Source organism: Micromonospora sp. BQ11, assembly GCF_052068135.1.
In the GTDB taxonomy this organism is placed as follows: Bacteria; Actinomycetota; Actinomycetes; order Mycobacteriales; family Micromonosporaceae; genus Micromonospora.
On the sequence record NZ_JBQHDB010000002.1, the window covers coordinates 50262 to 68757 of the forward strand.

At 72.0% G+C, this 18496-nt stretch carries 15 protein-coding genes; 4 read left to right on the forward strand and 11 right to left on the reverse strand.

Annotated elements, in window-relative coordinates; translation table 11 throughout:
- The 3 genes from zwf (at nt 1) to pgl (ending at nt 3425) form a co-directional block, all read left to right on the forward strand.
- Entirely contained in the window at nt 1-1551 is a 1551-nt protein-coding gene (gene zwf, locus ACTMSW_RS04235; protein ID WP_441179655.1) for a glucose-6-phosphate dehydrogenase, read from the forward strand.
- 22 nt (nt 1552-1573) lie between these two features.
- On the forward strand, nt 1574-2590 hold the full coding sequence (locus ACTMSW_RS04240) for a glucose-6-phosphate dehydrogenase assembly protein OpcA (RefSeq protein WP_441179104.1): 1017 nt from the start codon (nt 1574-1576) through the stop codon (nt 2588-2590).
- A 64-nt stretch (nt 2591-2654) separates the two neighbouring features.
- A complete protein-coding gene (gene pgl, locus ACTMSW_RS04245) occupies nt 2655-3425 on the forward strand; it encodes a 6-phosphogluconolactonase (RefSeq protein ID WP_441179105.1) in 771 nt (256 codons plus the stop codon).
- Nucleotides 3426-3510: 85 nt separating this feature from the next.
- Here the strand turns inward: pgl and ACTMSW_RS04250 are convergent, their stop codons facing one another.
- From ACTMSW_RS04250 to rapZ, 8 genes are all read right to left on the reverse strand, one after another.
- Nucleotides 3511-3858, reverse strand: a complete 348-nt coding sequence (locus ACTMSW_RS04250) for an RNA polymerase-binding protein RbpA (protein ID WP_441179106.1) — start codon at nt 3856-3858, stop codon at nt 3511-3513.
- A 139-nt stretch (nt 3859-3997) separates the two neighbouring features.
- Nucleotides 3998-4255 (reverse strand): preprotein translocase subunit SecG, encoded by a 258-nt coding sequence (secG, locus tag ACTMSW_RS04255; protein WP_441179107.1) that lies wholly within the window; start codon nt 4253-4255, stop codon nt 3998-4000.
- 96 nt (nt 4256-4351) lie between these two features.
- A complete protein-coding gene (tpiA, locus tag ACTMSW_RS04260; RefSeq protein WP_441179108.1) occupies nt 4352-5143 on the reverse strand; it encodes a triose-phosphate isomerase in 792 nt (263 codons plus the stop codon).
- Nucleotides 5144-6343, reverse strand: coding sequence for a phosphoglycerate kinase (locus ACTMSW_RS04265; protein ID WP_441179109.1), 1200 nt, complete (start codon nt 6341-6343; stop codon nt 5144-5146). It lies immediately after the preceding gene.
- Nucleotides 6340-7344: a type I glyceraldehyde-3-phosphate dehydrogenase gene (gene gap, locus ACTMSW_RS04270; protein WP_441179110.1), complete on the reverse strand. Its 1005-nt coding sequence runs from the start codon at nt 7342-7344 to the stop codon at nt 6340-6342. The genes ACTMSW_RS04265 and gap overlap by 4 nt, the downstream gene beginning before the upstream one ends.
- Before the next feature lie 318 nt (nt 7345-7662).
- Nucleotides 7663-8643, reverse strand: coding sequence for a DNA-binding protein WhiA (gene whiA, locus ACTMSW_RS04275; RefSeq protein WP_030337350.1), 981 nt, complete (start codon nt 8641-8643; stop codon nt 7663-7665).
- A gap of 54 nt (nt 8644-8697) precedes the next feature.
- Nucleotides 8698-9699 carry a gluconeogenesis factor YvcK family protein gene (locus ACTMSW_RS04280; protein WP_441179111.1) on the reverse strand — a complete coding sequence of 334 codons (1002 nt, stop codon included), beginning with the start codon at nt 9697-9699 and terminating at the stop codon, nt 8698-8700.
- Nucleotides 9696-10586, reverse strand: coding sequence for an RNase adapter RapZ (rapZ, locus tag ACTMSW_RS04285; protein ID WP_441179657.1), 891 nt, complete (start codon nt 10584-10586; stop codon nt 9696-9698). Before rapZ ends, ACTMSW_RS04280 begins: the two co-directional genes overlap by 4 nt.
- A 222-nt stretch (nt 10587-10808) precedes the next feature.
- Between rapZ and recQ the strand changes: the two genes are divergently transcribed.
- Entirely contained in the window at nt 10809-12644 is a 1836-nt protein-coding gene (gene recQ, locus ACTMSW_RS04290; RefSeq protein WP_441179112.1) for a DNA helicase RecQ, read from the forward strand.
- A gap of 135 nt (nt 12645-12779) precedes the next feature.
- On the opposite strand, the gene uvrC is transcribed toward recQ, so the two are convergent.
- The 3 genes from uvrC to uvrA all read right to left on the reverse strand — a co-directional run bounded on the left by uvrC (nt 12780) and on the right by uvrA (nt 18428).
- Entirely contained in the window at nt 12780-14759 is a 1980-nt protein-coding gene (gene uvrC / locus ACTMSW_RS04295; protein ID WP_441179113.1) for an excinuclease ABC subunit UvrC, read from the reverse strand.
- 110 nt (nt 14760-14869) lie between these two features.
- Nucleotides 14870-15352 (reverse strand): Rieske (2Fe-2S) protein, encoded by a 483-nt coding sequence (locus tag ACTMSW_RS04300; RefSeq protein ID WP_441179114.1) that lies wholly within the window; start codon nt 15350-15352, stop codon nt 14870-14872.
- 133 nt (nt 15353-15485) lie between these two features.
- Complete coding sequence (gene uvrA, locus ACTMSW_RS04305; RefSeq protein WP_441179115.1) at nt 15486-18428, reverse strand: excinuclease ABC subunit UvrA; 2943 nt, start codon at nt 18426-18428, stop codon at nt 15486-15488.
- Between the last annotated feature and the right edge of the window lie 68 nt (nt 18429-18496).

The window sequence follows — 18496 nt, forward strand, 5'->3', positions numbered from 1 at the left end:
ATGACCGACGTGGACGATGCGGAGCGAGGAGGCGGCGTGAACCCGCTACGCGACCCGCAGGACCGGCGACTGCCGAGGATCCCGGAGCCCTGCGCTCTGGTGATCTTCGGCGTCACCGGTGACCTGGCCCGGAAGAAGCTGCTGCCGGCCGTGTACGACCTGGCGAACCGAGGGCTGCTGCCGCCGGGCTTCGTCGTCCTCGGCTTCGCCCGCCGCGACTGGGGCGACGGTGACTTCGAGTCCCTCGCGCACGACGCGGCCAAGCAGCACGCCCGCACCCCCTGGCGGGAGGAGGTGTGGGCGCGGCTGGTCGGCAACATCAAGTTCGTCGGTGGCTCGTTCGACGACGACGCCGCGTTCGACCAGCTCGCCGGCACGCTGGACGAGCTACGCCAGACGCACGGCATCCCCGGTAACGCCGCCTTCTACTTCTCCATCCCCCCGGCGGCGTTCCCGGTCGTGCTCAAGCAGCTCGCCCGTACCGGCATGGCCGACAACGCCAAGTCCGGCGGCTGGCGCCGGGTGGTGGTGGAGAAGCCGTTCGGCAACGACCTGCCCTCGGCGAAGGCGCTCAACGACCTGGTCGACGACGTCTTCACCCGTGAGGATGTCTTCCGGATCGACCACTACCTGGGCAAGGAGACGGTCCAGAACATCCTCGCCCTGCGGTTCGCCAACAACCTGTTCGAGCCGCTGTGGAACTCGAAGTACGTCGACTCGGTGCAGATCACCATGGCCGAGGACGTGGGCATCGGCAGCCGCGCCGGGTTCTACGACTCGGCCGGCGCCGCCCGTGACGTCCTCCAGAACCACCTGCTCCAGCTGCTGGCGCTGGTGGCGATGGAGGAGCCGACCAGCTTCGACGCCGACGAGATCCGCACCGAGAAGCTCAAGGTGCTCCGGGCGATCACGTTGCCGAAGAACGTCGTCGAGGGCACCGTACGCGGTCAGTACCTGCCCGGCTGGGTGGGTGGGCAGCGGGCCGTCGGCTACCTCGAGGAGGAGGGCGTGCCCGCCGACTCCACCACCGAGACGTACGTGGCGGTCCGGCTCGGCATCCAGAACCGCCGGTGGGCGGAGGTGCCGTTCTACATCCGGGCCGGCAAGCGGCTGCCCCGGCGGGTCACCGAGGTCGCCATCATCTTCAAGAAGGCGCCGCACCTGCCGTTCAACGCGGCCGACATGGAGTCGCTGGGCAACAACCAGCTCGTCATCCGGGTCCAACCGGACGAGGGGGTGGTGCTGAAGTTCGGCTCGAAGGTGCCCGGCACCACCATGGAGGTCCGGGACATCGCGATGGACTTCCAGTACGGCGAGGCGTTCACCGAGTCCAGCCCGGAGGCGTACGAGCGCCTGGTCCTGGACGTGCTGATCGGTGACCGTACCCTCTTCCCCGACGCCGCTGAGGTCGAGCAGAGCTGGCAGGTCGTGGACCCGCTGGAGCAGGCGTGGGCGGGCACGAAGCCGGAGCCGTACCGGGCCGGCGAGTGGGGCCCCCGGGCGGCGGACGAGATGCTGGCACGCGAGGGCCGGGCGTGGCGGCGGGCGTGAGCGAGCGAACCAGGAGGCGGCCGTGATCGGACTGTGGGACACCACCGGCAACGAGGTGGTCAAGGCGCTCGCCGCCGAACGGCGCAGCGCCGGCGGCGTCGCCAGCGGGATGGCGCTCACCCTGATCGTCGTGGTGGACGAGAAGCGGGTCCGTGAGGCGGAGGCGGCGGCGACCATCGCCGCGGCCGCGCACCCGTGCCGGCTGCTGGTGGTGGTCCGCTCCGACGTCGAGCGGGAGCGCAACCGGCTGGACGCGGAGATCGTGGTCGGCGGCCGGCTCGGACCGTGCGAGGCCGTGGTCACCCGGATGTACGGGCGGCTGGCCCTGCACGCCGAGTCGGTGGTGATGCCGCTGCTGGTCCCGGACGTCCCCGTGGTGACCTGGTGGCACGGCGAGCCGCCGGCCGAGATCGCCACGGACTTCCTCGGTGTGGTGGCCGACCGCCGGATCACCGACGCCGGCCAGGCCGTCGACCCGATCCGGGCGCTGCACCAGCGGGCCCAGGACTACGCCCCCGGCGACACCGATCTCGCGTGGAGCCGGATCACCCTGTGGCGCACCCTCGTCGCGGGCGCGTTCGACACCACCGAGGCGCGGGTCACCGAGGCGACCGTTGTCGCACCGCGTACCGACCCGACGGCGGCGCTGATGAGCGGCTGGCTGGCCAGCCGGCTGGGCATCAGCCCGCAGTGGGAGCACACCGACGAGCACCCCCGGATGCGGGAGGTGCAGCTGCGCTGCGCCAACGGCGACCAGCTGACGCTGACCCGGGACGACAGCATGGCGGTCTTCCGGCGTACCGGCCAGGAGGACCGCAGGCTGCCGCTGGTCCGCCGGCCACTCGGCGACGAGCTGGCCGAGGAGCTGCGCCGGCTCGACGCCGACCAGGTGTACGCGGAGGCGCTGGGGGCCACGGCCGGGCTGACCGGCCTGGACCATCGTCCGGCCCAGCGGGTGCACGTCTGGAAGGATCCGTCGGAGGCCCAGCGGGCGGAGGCGGGAGTCACCGCCCATGCGGGCACGAGTGCGGGTCACTGACCGCCGCGGCGGTTCACGGCACCTGCGGACCACCGGCCGGGCCGGAGAAACGAAGGCAGAACGAATGACAGAGGCGAGTGTCGCCGTCCACGCCGACGCCGACCTGCTGGCCCAGGCGGTGGCGGCCCGGTTGCTGGTGAAGCTCCTCGACGCGCAGGCCGAGCGGGGCCAGGCGTCGGTGGTGCTGACCGGAGGGCGGATCGCCGCCGCCGTCTACCGGGCGGTGGCGGCCCTGCCGGCCCGTGACGCGGTGGACTGGTCCCGGGTCGACGTGTGGTGGGGTGACGAGCGGTTCCTGCCCGCCGGCGATCCGGAGCGCAACGAGACGCAGGCCCGGGCGGCGCTGCTGGACGCGGTGCCGCTCGACCCGGCGCGGATCCATGCCATGCCGGCGTCCGACGGCCCGGCCGGTAACGACCCGGAGGAGGCCGCCGCCCGGTACGCGGCGGAGCTGGCCGGGGCGGCCCGCCCGGGTACCGCGCTCCTCCCCCACTTCGACGTGCTGATGCTGGGCGTCGGGGAGGACGGGCACGTGGCCTCGGTGTTCCCCGAGCACCCGGTGCACTACGAGAGCCGGCCGGTGAGCGCGGTCCGGGGCAGCCCGAAGCCGCCGCCGGTGCGGACCACGCTGACCCTCCCGGCGATCAACACCGCCGAGGAGGTGTGGCTGGTGGCCAGCGGGGCGGACAAGTCCCGGGCGGTCGGCATGGCCCTGGCCGGTGCGGGCGCGGTCCAACTGCCCGCAGCGGGGGCGCAGGGCACCAGCCGTACGCTCTGGCTGCTGGACCGGGCCGCCGCGGCCGACGTGCCGGCCCGCTCGCGCAGCCTCCGCTGAGGTGAAAGGAAGGGCCCCCGCTTAACGCCTGGTGCATAGGAAGGGCCCCCCGTTAACGCCGCGCGTTAACAGGGGGCCCTTCCTTTCACTCGGGGCGTCCCCGGCGGCGGCGCAGTGCGGCGAGGGCCTCGGCGAGGATCGCCTCGCCCTCCTCCTCGGTGCGCCGCTCCTTCACGTACGCCAGGTGGGTCTTGTAGGGCTCGGCCCGGACGCGACCCGGCGGGTTCTGCGCGTCGCGGCCGGCCGGGAGGCCGCAGCGCGGGCAGTCCCAGACGTCCGGCGGTGACGCCTCCGCGGCCATCCGGATCTCGACACGGTGGTCGTTGCGGCACCAGTAGGTGACCGCCCGGCACGGGGCCGGCTCGTAACGCTCGGTGGGACGGTCGGGGGTCGACCCGATCCGGGTGCCGCGGATGACGTTGCCGTTCGACACGGCTGCTCGCTCCTGTCGTCGGGAGGGGGTACCGCCGCCGGAGGGGTGGCGACGGGCGACGCGGTGCAGCGGGTGAAACGGCCGCGCGCGGCCCGTCGGGTGACGGACCGCGCGCGGATTGTACGACTCGGCGGGCTGCTCAGGCGGCGGTGACCTGCAGACGCAGCCAGAGCCCCAGCCCGACGATGCAGGCGAACCAGACGATGCCCACCAGGACCGTGTAGCGGTCGAGGTTCTTCTCCGCGACAGACGACCCGGCGAGGCTGGAGCTGACGCCGCCGCCGAACATGCTCGACATCCCACCACCCTTACCGCGGTGGAGCAGGATCAGCATGGTGAGCATGACGCTCGTGATGACCAGCAACACGATCAACGTGTATGCGAACCAGATCGGCATGGCTGGGGTCAGTTCCTCTCGTTACGGTCCTCGCCCGGGCAGATCGGGCACGGCGGCACCGACCGGCGGACGGGCGGAGTCAAGGATAGCGAGCGATCAGCGGGCCGTGTGCTCCGGGAACCGGCAGATCTTCGCGAACTCCTCGGCGTCCAGGCTCGCCCCGCCCACCAGGGCGCCGTCCACGTCCGGCTTGGCCATGATGGCGGCGACGTTGGAGGACTTCACCGAGCCGCCGTACAGGATGCGGACGGCGTCGCCGGTGCCCTGGCCGAAGCTCTCGGCCAGGCGCCTGCGCACCTCGCCGCAGACCTCCTGGGCGTCCTCCGGGGTGGCCGTCTTGCCCGTGCCGATCGCCCAGACCGGCTCGTACGCGACGACGACCTTGGTGACGTCCTCCGCGGAGAGCCCCTTCAGGGCCCCGTCGAGCTGGTCGCTGCAGTGCGCCACGTGGGTGCCCTGCTCACGGATGTCCAGCCCCTCGCCCACGCAGAGGATCGGGGTGAGCCCGTGGGTCAGCGCCGCCTTCACCTTGGCGTTGACGACCACGTCGTCCTCGTGGTGGTACGCCCGCCGCTCCGAGTGGCCGACCACGACGTACGTGCAGCCCAGCTTCGCCAGCATCGCGCCGGAGATGTCCCCGGTGTAGGCGCCAGACGCGTGCGGGGACAGATCCTGCCCGCCGTAGCCGAGCAGCAGCTTGTCGCCGTCCACGGCGGTCTGCACCGTCCGCAGGTCGGTGAAGGGCGGCAGGACCACCGTCTCGACCTCGGTGAGCTGCTTCTCGGTGAGGCTCGCCGCCAGCTTCTGCACCAGCAGGTTGGCCTCGAGGTGGTTCAGGTTCATCTTCCAGTTGCCGGCCATCAGTGGCCGGCGGGTGGTGCTCGCCATTCAGTTCTCCAGGGCCGCGATGCCGGGGAGGGTCTTGCCCTCCAGGTACTCCAGGGAGGCGCCGCCACCGGTGGAGATGTGATCGAAGTCCGACTCGTCCAGGCCCAGGGCGCGGACCGCCGCGGCGGAATCACCACCGCCGACGACGGTGAACGCGTCGGCCTTGGCGATCGCCTCGGCCACCCCCCGCGTGCCGTGCGCGAACGCCGCCATCTCGAACACGCCCATCGGGCCGTTCCAGAAGATCGTCTTCGCGCCCTTCAGCGCGGCGGCGAACCCGGCAACGGTCTGCGGGCCGATGTCCAGGCCCACCCGCTTGCTGGGGATGCCGTCGGACGGCACGGTGTCGTGCGCGGCGTCCGGGGCGAAGGCGTCCGCGGCCACCACGTCGACCGGGAGCATGATCTTGCCCTCGGAACGCTCCAGCAGGTTGCGGCAGGTCTGGACCATCTCCTCCTCCAGGAGCGAGGAGCCCACCTCGTGGCCCTGCGCCTTGAGGAAGGTGAAGCACATGCCGCCGCCGATGAGCAGCCGGTCGACCTTCGGCAGCAGCGCCTCGATGACCGCCAGCTTGTCGGAGACCTTCGAGCCGCCGAGCACCACCACGTACGGGCGCTCGGGCTCGCCGGTCAGCTTGGAGAGCACCTCCACCTCGCGCAGCACCAGCCGGCCCGCGACGTGCGGCAGCCGCGCCGGCACGTCGTGCACGCTGGCGTGCTTGCGGTGCACCGCGCCGAAGGCGTCGTCGACGTACGCGTCGCCGAAGGCGGCGAGCTGGTCGGCGAAGCCGCCCCGCTCGGCGTCGTCCTTGCTGGTCTCCCCCTTGTTGAAGCGCAGGTTCTCCAGCAGGGCGACCTGGCCGTCGGCCAGACCCTCCACGGTGGACCGCGCCGAGTCACCGACGGTGTCCTCGGCGAAGTGCACCGGCGCCCCGAGCAGCTCACCGAGCCGCCCGGCGACCGGGCGGAGGCTGAACTGCGGGTCCGGCGCGCCCTTCGGGCGGCCCAGGTGCGAGAAGACGACCACCTTCGCGCCGGCGGAGACCAGCGCCTCCAGCGTCGGCAGCACGGCCCGGATGCGGCCGTCGTCGGTGATGTCGCCGGTCTGCTTGTCGAGCGGGACGTTCAGGTCGGCGCGCACCAGCACGCGCCGACCCGACACCCCCTCGCCGAGCAGGTCGTCGAGGGTACGGATGCTCACAGCGACTGACCGACCAGCTTGACCAGGTCGACCAGGCGGTTGGAGTAGCCCCACTCGTTGTCGTACCAGCCGACGACCTTGACCTGGTTGCCGACGACCTTGGTCAGCGGCGCGTCGAAGATGCACGACGCCGGGTCGGTCACGATGTCAGAGGACACGATCGGGTCGTCGTTGTAGGTCAGGAAGCCCTTGAGCGGGCCCTCGGCGGCGGCCTTCATCGCGGCGTTGACCTCGTCCACCGTGGTCTCACGGTTGACGTTGACGGTCAGGTCGGTGGCGGAGCCGGTCGGGATCGGCACCCGCAGCGCGTAACCGTCGAGCTTGCCCTTCAGCTCCGGCAGCACCAGGCCGATCGCCTTGGCGGCGCCGGTCGAGGTCGGGACGATGTTCAGCGCGGCGGCCCGGGCGCGACGCAGGTCGGAGTGCGGCGCGTCCTGGAGGTTCTGGTCCTGGGTGTACGCGTGGATCGTCGTCATCAGGCCGTGCTGGATGCCGAAGGTGTCGTGCAGGACCTTCGCCATCGGAGCGAGGCAGTTGGTCGTGCAGGACGCGTTCGAGATGATCGTGTGCTTGGCCGGGTCGTACTGGTCGTGGTTGACGCCCATGACGACCGTGACGTCCTCGTTCTTCGCCGGAGCGGAGATGATGACCTTCTTGGCCCCGCCGTCGACGTGCGCCTTGGCCTTGGTGGCGTCGGTGAAGAAGCCGGTGGACTCGATGACCACGTCCGCGCCGACCTCACCCCACGGCAGCGCCGCCGGGTCCTTCTCGGCGTACGCCTTGATGGTCTTGCCACCGACGGTGATCTCGTCGGCGGTGGCCTTCACCTCGTGCGGGAGGCGGCCCAGGATGCTGTCGTACTTGAGCAGGTGGGCGAGCGTCGCGTTGTCGGTCAGGTCGTTGACCGCCACGACCTCGACGTCCGCGCCGGACGCCAGCACGGCCCGGAAGAAGTTACGGCCGATGCGGCCGAAGCCGTTGATGCCAACCCGGATGGTCACAGGTCCCATCTCCTTGCGTTCTGGTCCGCCGGCGTAAGACCCGGGCCGGCGGAGGTGTGTGCGCCGACCGTTGGAGCCGGCCGTTGACGATTCATCTCGGCCACCCCGCCGCGGTCTCGAAGGACCTTGACCGCCGGAGGCGGTGAGCACGGCGAGGATGCCTGTGCCGGCCTCCTTGCCGTACGTCGTGACCTTAGCCGAGCGCACGGCACCACGCCGCGCCGGGGCAAGATCCGGTTCGCTCTGCGGGACGCCGCGGCACGGTGGAGGACGCGCGCTCGTCGCGCTCGCTCGGGTCCTCCGGCCGCCACCGTCCTATCAGACCACGAGCATGTCGGGCGTGACGGCCGCTTCCGTATCCGGGATCCCCAGGTCCCGGGCCCGCTTGTCGGCCAGCGCCAGCAACCGGCGGATCCGGCCGGCGATGGCGTCCTTGGTCAGCGGCGGGTCGGCGAGGGCACCCAGCTCCTCCAGGGACGCCTGCCGGTGCTCCAGACGCAGCCGGCCCGCGTCGGTCAGGTGGTTCGGCGCCTCGTCGGCGAGGATCTCCAGCGCCCGGGTGACCCGGGCGGCGGCGGCCACCGCGGCCCGCGCCGACCGGCGCAGGTTGGCGTCGTCGAAGTTCGCCAGCCGGTTGGCGGTCGCCCGCACCTCGCGCCGCACCCGGCGCTCCTCCCAGGCCAGCACGCTGGAGTGCGCGCCGATGCGGGTGAGCAGCGCGGCGATCGCGTCGCCGTCCTTGACCACCACCCGGTCCACGCCGCGCACCTCGCGGTTCTTCGCGGTGATGCCGATGCGGCGGGCCGCGCCGACCAGGGCGAGCGCGGACTCCGGGCCGGGGCAGGTGATCTCCAGCGCGCTGGAGCGGCCCGGCTCGGTCAGCGAACCGTGCGCCATGAACGCACCCCGCCAGGCCGACACCGCGCAGCAGACGTTCGCGGCGACGACGTGCGGGGGCAGCCCGCGCACCGGCCGGCCGCGGACGTCGAGCAGGCCGGTCTGCCGGGCGAGCGCCTCGCCGTCCTTGACCACCCGGACGATGAAGTGGCTGCCCTTGCGCAGCCCGCCCGAGGCCAGCACGTGGATCTCGCTGGGGTAGCCGTAGACCTCCGCGATCTCCCGGCGCAGCCGCCGGGCCACCGCCCCCGTGTCCAGCTCCGCCTCGACCACCACGCGGCCGGAGACGATGTGCAGCCCGCCGGCGAAGCGCAGCAGCGCCGCCATCTCCGCCCGCCGGCAGCATGGCTTGGGCACGTCGACCCGGCTCAGCTCGTCCTTGACCGCCGCCGTCATCGCCATTGTGCGTCCCCTCACGGACCGGTTCCGGCGTGTCGCCGGAGATTACGTACGTGTCTAACGATCGGCGCCCAGGACCGGCACCAGTGCGGCGCCGAGGGCGGCGGGATCATGACGGGGAGTGCCGTCGGTGACCGCGACGGGGGCGAGAACCAGCCGGGCACCCAGCGATTCTGCCGCACGTTCGACCGGTTCGGGGTCACCGACCGCCTTCGAATCCGCCAGCACGTAGTCGGCTTTCAGCTCCGGCAGGTACCAGCGCAGCGCGGCCAGGTGGTCGGCCACCGAGAGGCCCAGGGTCTCCTTCTCGGCGGCGAGGTTCAGCGTGACCAGCCGCCGGGCCGGGCTGGCCACGATCGCCGCGGCCAGTTCCGGCACCAGCAGGTGCGGCAGGACGCTCGTGTACCAGCTCCCCGGCCCGAAGATCAGCCAGTCGGCCGTCCCGATCGCCTCGACCGCCTGCGGGCAGGCCGCCGGCGCGTGCGGATTCAGCCGCAGCGACTCGACCCGGCCGGTGGTCACCGCCACCTGGTGCTGGCCGGTGACCGTCCGGACGTCGTCCGGCCGGTCCGGGTCGGCACCCCGCACCCGGGCCTCGATCCCCACCGGTTGGCAGGACATGGGCAGCACCCGGCCGACCGTGCCCAGCATCGCGCCGGCGTGCTCCAGGGCGGCCACGGGGTCGCCGAGGAGTTCCATCAGGCCGCAGAGCACCAGGTTGCCCACCGCGTGCCCGGCCAGACCGTCGGCAGGAGCGGCGGTCCCACCGGCCCCGTGTCCGTTCACGGCGGCCGGCTCGACGAACCGGTGCTGGAACAGCCCGGCGCTGCGCCGGGTCTGCGGATGGTCGCCGGCGAGCGCGACGAGCGCCTGGCGCAGGTCGCCCGGGGGCAGGCCGCCCCGCTCGGCGCGCAGCCGGCCGCTGGAGCCGCCGTCGTCACCGACCGTGACGACCGCCGTGATGTCCAGGTCGACCTCCGGCGCGCAGCGCCGCAGCGCGCGCAGCGAGGCGGAGAGCCCGTGCCCCCCGCCGAAGGCGACCACCTTGCGTGCCGTCATTCCCGCCCCAGGTCCCGGTGGTGGGCGCTCGCGGCCAGGCCGCACTGGCGCAGCCGGCCGGCCAGCTCCTCGGAGATGGCGACGCTGCGGTGCTTGCCACCGGTGCAGCCGACGGCGACGGTCAGGTAGCGCTTGCCCTCCCGCTCGAAGCCGGTGGTGGTGGCGTTGACCAGATCGGCGTACGACCCCACGAACGCCTCCGCCCCCTCCTGACCGAGCACGTACGAGCTGACCGCCTCCTCCCGGCCGGTGTGCTCGCGCAACTCGGGCACCCAGTACGGGTTGGGCAGGAAGCGGGCGTCGAGCACGAAGTCCGCGTCCGGCGGCAGGCCGTACTTGAAGCCGAACGACAGCACGGTGACCCGCAACCGGCGGGCGTCCTCACCGCCGAACAGCTCCTCGATGCGCCGGCGCAGCTGGTTGACGTTGAGGTGGCTGGTGTCGATGATCACGTCGGCCTGGTCGCGGGCCTCCTCCAGGAGGCCGCGTTCGACGGCGATGCCGTCGGCCAGCCGACCGTCGCCCTGCAACGGGTGCGACCGCCGGACGCTCTCGAACCGGCGGATGAGCACCTCGTCGTCGGCGTCGACGAAGACCACCCGGGGCGAGAAGCCGCGCTCCTTCAGCTCCCGGATGGCCCCGGCCAGGTCGGTGGAGAACGCCCGCGAGCGGACGTCCAGCACCATCGCCGTACGCCGGGCCGCCCCGCCCGCCTTGTGGGCCAGCTCCGCCATGTCCAGCATGAGCGCCTGGGGCAGGTTGTCCACCACGTAGTACCCGACGTTCTCCAGGGCCCGGGCCACCGTGCTGCGGCCACCACCGGACAGACCGGTCACCACCACGAGGGTGGTGTCCCCGTCCGTCTCGGCCAGCTCCCCGCCGACGATGCCGTCCCGGTCCTCGGCCGTACGCGCCTCGCTCACCCACTACCCCCAAGCCGTGGCGCCGCGGCCGGTCCGGCCGCGTATGGTCAGTCAGCGACTCTAACGGCTGGGACCGGGGGCGGGATTCCACGGGTGACCGTCGGAACACCCGATCGTCCGGTTTCCCGCCCGGACGCGCCCGCCCGCCACCACCGGCGTGTCGGGGCGGGTCACTAGAATCCGCGGATGACCTCCCCCACCGATGTGCGGATCTCCGAGGCCGAGCGGGTGCTGAGCCGGGTGTTCGGCTACGACGCCTTCCGCGGTTTCCAGCAGGAGGTCGTCGACCACGTCGTGGCCGGTGGGGACGCGCTGGTGCTGATGCCCACCGGTGGCGGCAAGTCCCTCTGCTACCAGATCCCCGCGCTGGTCCGCGACGGCGTGGCGGTGGTGGTCTCCCCGCTGATCGCCCTCATGCAGGACCAGGTCGACGCGCTGACCGCGGTCGGCGTACGGGCCGGCTTCCTCAACTCGACGCAGGACCTCACCGCCCGGCGCGCGGTCGAGGCGTCCTTCCTCGCCGGCGAGCTGGACCTGCTCTACCTGGCCCCGGAGGCGCTGGCCAGCCGGGCCACCCTGCACCTGCTGGACCGGGGCTCGATCGCGCTCTTCGCCATCGACGAGGCGCACTGCGTGTCCCAGTGGGGTCACGACTTCCGCCCCGACTACCTCAACCTGTCGATGCTGCACGAGCGATGGCCGGGCGTCCCCCGCATCGCGCTGACCGCCACCGCGACCAGCGCCACCCGCACCGAGATCGCCGGCCGGCTGCGCCTCGACGACGCCCGGCACTTCGTGGCCAGCTTCGACCGGCCCAACATCCAGTACCGGATCGTGCCCAAACGTGAGCCGCGCAAGCAGTTGCTCGCCCTGCTGCGCGACGAGCACCCCGGCGACGCCGGCATCGTCTACTGCCTGTCCCGGGCCTCGGTCGACAAGACCGCCGAGTTCCTGGTGGCCAACGGCGTCCCCGCCCTGCCGTACCACGCCGGCCTGGACGCGGCCACCCGCGCCGCGAACCAGAAGCGGTTCCTCCGGGAGGACGGGCTGGTCATGGTCGCCACGATCGCGTTCGGCATGGGCATCGACAAGCCGGACGTCCGCTTCGTCGCCCACCTGGATTTGCCGAAGTCCGTCGAGGGCTACTACCAGGAGACCGGCCGCGCCGGCCGGGACGGCCTGCCCTCCACGGCGTGGCTGGCGTACGGCCTGCAGGACGTGGTGCAGCAGCGCAAGATGATCGAGACGTCCGAGGGCGACCTGGCCCACCGGCGTAACCTCGCCGCCCACCTCGACGCCATGCTGGCCCTCTGCGAGACCATCCGCTGCCGCCGGGCGCAGCTGCTGGAGTACTTCGGCGAGAAGGGCGTCACCGCCTGCGGCAACTGCGACACCTGCCTCGACCCGCCGGAGTCCTGGGACGGCACGGTCGCGGCGCAGAAGCTGCTCTCCACGGTCTACCGGCTCGACCGGGAACGCAACCAGCGCTTCGGCGCCGGGCAGTGCATCGACATCCTGCTCGGCCGCACCACGGAGAAGGTCACCCAGCACGGCCACGACGCGCTGACCGTGTTCGGCGTCGGCACCGAGCTGGGCGAGGCCGAGTGGCGGGGCGTGGTCCGTCAACTGCTCGCCGAGGGCCTGCTGGCGGTCGAGGGCGACTACGGCACCCTGGTCCTCACCGACACCAGTGCCGAGGTGCTGGGCCGCCGACGCTCGGTCATGCTGCGGCGGGAACCGGAACGACCCGCCCGGTCGGCGAAGCCCCGGGGCGCGGCCACGGTGGTCGCCGAGCTGGCGCCGTCGGCCGCCGCCGTCTTCGAGCGGCTCCGCGCCTGGCGGGCGGCCAGCGCGAAAGAACAGGGCGTTCCCGCGTACGTGATCTTCCACGACGCGACGCTGCGGCAGATCGCCACCGACGCGCCCACCTCGCTGGCCGAGCTGGCCCGGGTCAACGGGGTCGGGGAGAACAAGCTCGCCAGGTACGGCGAGCAGATCCTCACGGTGCTCGCCGACGACTGACCCGCCCCCGCCACACCGCCGCGTCGCTCCTCAAGATCCGCGCAACATCGGGGAAGGTGCGGCCTCCCGAGCGGCTGAGGCAGCACTTTCCCCGATGTTGCCGTCTCGTCGAGGGCAGGACGGGGCGGCCCTGCCTCAGTCGGTGGCCGGAGCCTTCTGCCCCGCCTCGAGGGCGGCCAGGACGGCCTCGGCGGTGCGCCGGCCGACGCCTGGCACCTCGGTGATCTCCTCCACCGTCGCCGTGGAGAGCCGCTTGAGCGACCCGAAGTGCCGCAGCAGCGCCTTGCGCCGCACCTCACCCAGACCGGGCACCGTGTCCAGCGCCGACTCCGTCATGCGCTTGGAGCGCCGCTGCCGGTGGAAGGTGATGGCGAAGCGGTGCGCCTCGTCCCGGACGCGTTGCAGCAGGTAGAGACCCTCCGAGGTGCGCGGGAGGATGACCGGGAACTCGTCGTCGGGCAGCCAGACCTCCTCCAGCCGCTTGGCCAGGCCGCAGAGGGCGACGTCGTCGATGCCCAGGTCGGCGAGGGCCTGCGCGGCCGCCGCGACCTGCGGGGCGCCACCGTCGACCACGACCAGCTGCGGCGGGTACGCGAACCTGCGCGGGCGCCCCGTGGTCGGGTCGACCAAGGCCCCGACGCGCGGCTCGTCCCCGTCGGCCTGGCCCGCCGGCGCACCGGGGTCGTCGGCCGACTCCACGCCCACCTCGCCGGTCTCGGAGCGCGCGTCCAGGTAGCGGGCGAACCGCCGGCGCAGCACCTCGGACATGGCGGAGAGGTCGTCGGTGGCGCCCCGGATGATGAAGCGCCGGTACTCGCTCTTGCGCGGCAGCCCGTCCTCGAAGACCACCATGCTGGCCACCACGTCGGTGCCCTGGATCTGGGAGATGTCGAAGCACTCGATGCGCAGCGGGGACGTCCGCATGCCGAGCGCCTCGTGGATCTCGTCGAGGGCCTTGCCGCGGGTGGTCAGGTCACCGGCACGCTTCAGCTTGTGCCGGGCGAGGGCGTCCTTCGCGTTGCGCTCGACGGTCTCCAGCAGGGCCCGCTTGTCGCCGCGCTGCGGCACCCGCAGCGCCACCCGACCGCCCCGGTGGCTGGACAGCCAGTCGGCCAGCGCGTCGGCGTCGGCGGGCAGCTCGGGAACCAGCAGCTCGCGGGGCACGTCCCCCTCGCCGTGCTCGCTGCCGTAGACCTGCGTGCAGAAGTGGTGCACCAGGTCACCGATGGTCAGGTCCTCGGTCTTCTCGACCACCCAGCCCCGCTGGCCGCGGACCCGGCCGTCACGGACGTGGAACACCTGGACGGCCGCTTCGAGGGGGTCGTCGGCGAACGCGACCACGTCGGCGTCGGTGCCGTCACCGAAGACCACCGTCTGCTTCTCCATGGCCCGGCGCAGCGCGGCGACGTCGTCGCGGAGCCGGGCGGCGCGTTCGAACTCCAGCTGCTCGCTGGCCTCGGTCATCTCCCGCTCGAGCCGGCGCACCATCGTGTCGGTGCGGCCACCCATGAAGTCGCAGAAGGCGTCGACGACGCGCCGGTGCTCCTCGGCCGAGACGCTGCCCACACACGGCGCGGAGCACTTGCCGATGTAGCCCAGCAGGCAGGGGCGGCCGACCTGGCCGGCCCGCTTGAAGACCCCGGCGGAGCAGGTCCGCGCCGGGAAGACCCGCAGGAGCAGGTCGAGCGTCTCGCGGATCGCCCACGCGTGCGAGTACGGCCCGAAGTAGCGCACGCCCTTGCGCTTCGCGCCGCGCATGACCTGGAGGCGGGGAAACTCCTCGTCCAGCGTCACCGCGAGGTAGGGGTAGGACTTGTCGTCCCGGTAGCGCACGTTGAAGCGCGGGTCGTACTGCTTGATCCAGGTGAATTCGAGCTGGAGAGCCTCGACCTCGGTCGCGACGGACGTCCACTCCACCGATTCGGCCGTGAAGACCATCTGGCGGGTGCGTTGGTGCAGGTTGACCGGATCGGCGAAGTAGGAGTTGAGCCGGCTGCGCAGGTTCTTCGCCTTGCCGACGTAGATCACCCGGCCGGTGCCGTCCCGGAAGCGGTAGACCCCCGGCGACTCCGGGATGGTGCCAGGTGCGGGACGATAGGTCGAGGGGTCAGCCACGCCAGCAAGCCTAGTCCGCGCCCCTGACACCGCCCCGCGACCGACCGGACCGCACTCCGGCACCCCCCGACGTGCACGCCCACCTCGGGGCGGACCGTCTCCTGCCGGAGTCAGGCCAGCGTGATCCGGTCGCCGTCGACCTTGACGTCCTTCGGGACCAACGGCTTGGTGGCCGGGCCGGTCTTGACCGAGCCGTCCTCGATCGAGAACTTGCTGCCGTGGCAGATACAGTTGATCGTGCCCCCGTCGACGTTCGTCACCGGGCAGTTCTGGTGGGTGCAGATCGGGTCGAAGCCCTTGAACTGACCCGGGGTGGGCTGGGTGATCACCACGCCCTGGGCGGCGAAGACCGCTCCACCGCCGACCGGGATGTCGCCGGTGCGGGCCAGGGACTGGGCACCCTCACGGTCACCGCCACCGGCGTCCCCGGTGCTCGTGACCCCCGGGCCGCCGCTGGCCGGCGCCGACCCGTCGCCGGAGTCGTCGCCGCCGCAGGCGGCCAGGACCACCGCCGCACCGACTGCGCCCGCGCCGGCGAGCAACGTCCGGCGGGTCTGCGTGCCCGGTCCGGTCAGCACCTGGTCGTCACTCATGCCTCGCCTCTCTCTCGGCTGCCGCCACCCGTCATGATCGGTGGCCGCACTCGGGTACACGCACCACTGTGCCCGACGGTTCACCCGGACGGCGACCAACCGGACCCGCCCACTGTGGTGGACCCCGGCACCGTCAGCGCGCGGCCACCGCCACCTTGCGGGACGTCCGCGCCTTCGCGCCGTTGGCCCTGGCCGCGCGAGAGGTGGCCGCGGCGGCGCCCTTCGGCGCGCCGTCGAGCTTGAGCACCTGGCGCAGGAACTCGCCGGTGTGGCTCTCGGCCACCTCGGCGACCTCCTCCGGCGTGCCGGTGGCGAGCACCGTCCCACCCCGGTGACCGCCCTCCGGCCCCATGTCGATGATCCAGTCGGCGGTCTTGATGACGTCGAGGTTGTGCTCGATCGTGATCACGGTGTTGCCCTTGTCGACCAGGCCCTCCAGCACCATCAGCAGCTTGCGGATGTCCTCGAAGTGCAGGCCGGTGGTGGGCTCGTCGAGCACGTAGACGGTGCGGCCGGTGGAGCGCTTCTGCAGCTCAGAGGCGAGCTTGACCCGCTGCGCCTCACCGCCGGACAGGGTCGGCGCCGGCTGACCGAGCCGGACGTAGCCCAGGCCGACGTCGACAAGCGTCTTCAGGTGCCGGTGGATGGCCGGGATGGCCGAGAAGAACTCCGCGGCCTCCTCGATGGGCATCTCCAGCACGTCGGAGACGGTCTTGCCCTTGTAGTGGACCTCCAGGGTCTCCCGGTTGTAGCGGGCACCCTTGCAGACCTCGCAGGGGACGTAGACGTCCGGGAGGAAGTTCATCTCGATCTTGATCGTGCCGTCGCCGGAGCACGCCTCGCAGCGACCGCCCTTGACGTTGAACGAGAACCGGCCGGGGCCGTACCCGCGGACCTTGGCCTCGGTGGTCTCCGCGAAGAGCTTGCGGACGTGGTCCCAGACGCCGGTGTAGGTGGCCGGGTTGGAGCGGGGCGTCCGGCCGATCGGCGACTGGTCGACCCCGACGACCTTGTCCACGTGCTCAAGCCCGGAGACGCGGGTGTGCCGGCCGGGGACCAGCCGGGCGCCGTTGATCTGGTTGGCCAGCACCGCGTACAGGATGTCGTTGACCAGCGTCGACTTGCCGGAGCCGCTGACCCCGGTCACCGCGATGAGCTGCCCGAGCGGGAACGACACGGTCAGGTTGCGCAGGTTGTGCTCCCGCGCCCCGTGCACCACCAGCTCCCGCTCCGGGGTCTGCGGGCGGCGCTGCCCCGGCGTCGGGATCGACTTGCGCCCCGACAGGTACGCCCCGGTCACCGACTCCGTGTTCTCCAGCAGGGCCGGTACGGAGCCGCTGTGCACGATGCGCCCACCGTGCTCGCCGGCGCCCGGACCGATGTCGACGATCCAGTCGGCCACTCGGATGGTGTCCTCGTCGTGTTCGACGACGATGAGGGTGTTGCCCAGGCCGCGCAGGCGCAGCAGCGTCTCGATCAGCCGGTGGTTGTCGCGCTGATGCAGCCCGATCGAGGGCTCGTCGAGCACGTAGAGCACACCGACCAGACCGGAGCCGATCTGCGTGGCGAGCCGGATGCGCTGCGCCTCGCCGCCGGAGAGGGTGCCGGCCGGCCGGTCCAGGGAGAGGTAGTCCAGGCCGACGTCGAGCAGGAACTTGAGGCGGGCGTTGATCTCCTTGAGCACGCGCTCGGCAATCATCTTCTGCCGGTCGGTCAGCTCGATGCCGGCGAGCAGGTCGGCGGCCTCGCCGACGGACAGGTTGCACACCTCGGCGATGCTCCGACCGGCGAGGGTGACCGCGAGCACCTCCGGCTTGAGCCGGGCGCCGCCGCAGGCCGCGCAGGGCACGTCCCGCATGTAGCCCTCGTACTTCTCCCGCGACCACTCCGACTCGGTGTCGGAGTGCCGCCGCTCGATCCACTGCACCACGCCCTCGAAGCCGGTGTAGTAGGAGCGCTCGCGGCCGTACTTGTTGCGGTAGCGCACGTGCACCTGGTCACCGGAGCCGTGCAGGATCGTCTTCTGCGCCCGCGAGGGCAGCGCCCGCCACGGGGTGTCGACGTCGAAGTGCTCGGCCTCGCCGAGGGCCTCCAGCAGGCGGAGGAAGTATTCCAGGTTGTGCCCGGTCGACCAGGGCTGGATCGCCCCCTCGCGCAGGGTGCGCTCGGGGTCGGGGACGATCAGCTCCGCGTCGACCTCCTTCTTGGTGCCCAGGCCGGTGCACTCCGGGCAGGCGCCGTACGGCGCGTTGAAGGAGAAGACCCGGGGCTCCAGGTCCTCGATGGCCAGCGGGTGGTCGTTGGGGCACGCGAGGTGCTCGGAGTAGCGCCGCTCCCGCTCCGGGTCGTCCTCGGCGAGGTCGACGAAGTCGAGCAGGACGAGGCCGCCGGAGAGCCCGAGCGCGGCCTCCACCGAATCGGTCAGCCGCTGCTTCGCGCTTGCCTTGACGGTGAGCCGGTCGATCACCACCTCGATGGTGTGCTTCTCCTGCTTCTTGAGCTTCGGCGGCTCGGTCAGCGGATACACCACGCCGTCGACCCGGGCCCGGGCGTAGCCCTTGGCCTGGAGCTCGGCGAACAGGTCGACGTACTCGCCCTTGCGGCCCCGGACGACCGGGGCGAGCACCATGAACTTCGTCCCCTCGGTCATCGCCAGGACCCGGTCGACGATCTGCTGCGGGCTCTGCTTGGAGATCTTCTCGCCGCAGACCGGGCAGTGCGGCTCGCCGATCCGGGCGAAGAGCAGCCGCAGGTAGTCGTAGACCTCGGTGATGGTGCCCACCGTCGAGCGCGGGTTGCGCGAGGTGGACTTCTGGTCGATGGAGACCGCCGGGCTGAGACCCTCGATGAAGTCGACGTCCGGCTTGTCCATCTGGCCGAGGAACTGCCGGGCGTACGACGACAGCGACTCCACGTACCGCCGCTGCCCCTCGGCGAAGATCGTGTCGAAGGCCAGGCTCGACTTGCCCGACCCGGAGAGCCCGGTGAAGACGATCAGGGCGTCCCGCGGCAGGTCGAGACTGACGTCACGCAGGTTGTGCTCGCGCGCGCCACGGATGATCAGTCGGTCGGCCACTGTCCGTGTACTCCCGGGTGAAGAAGATGAGGAGGATCTGTCCCGCTCCGGGTCGGTCTGAACCGTTC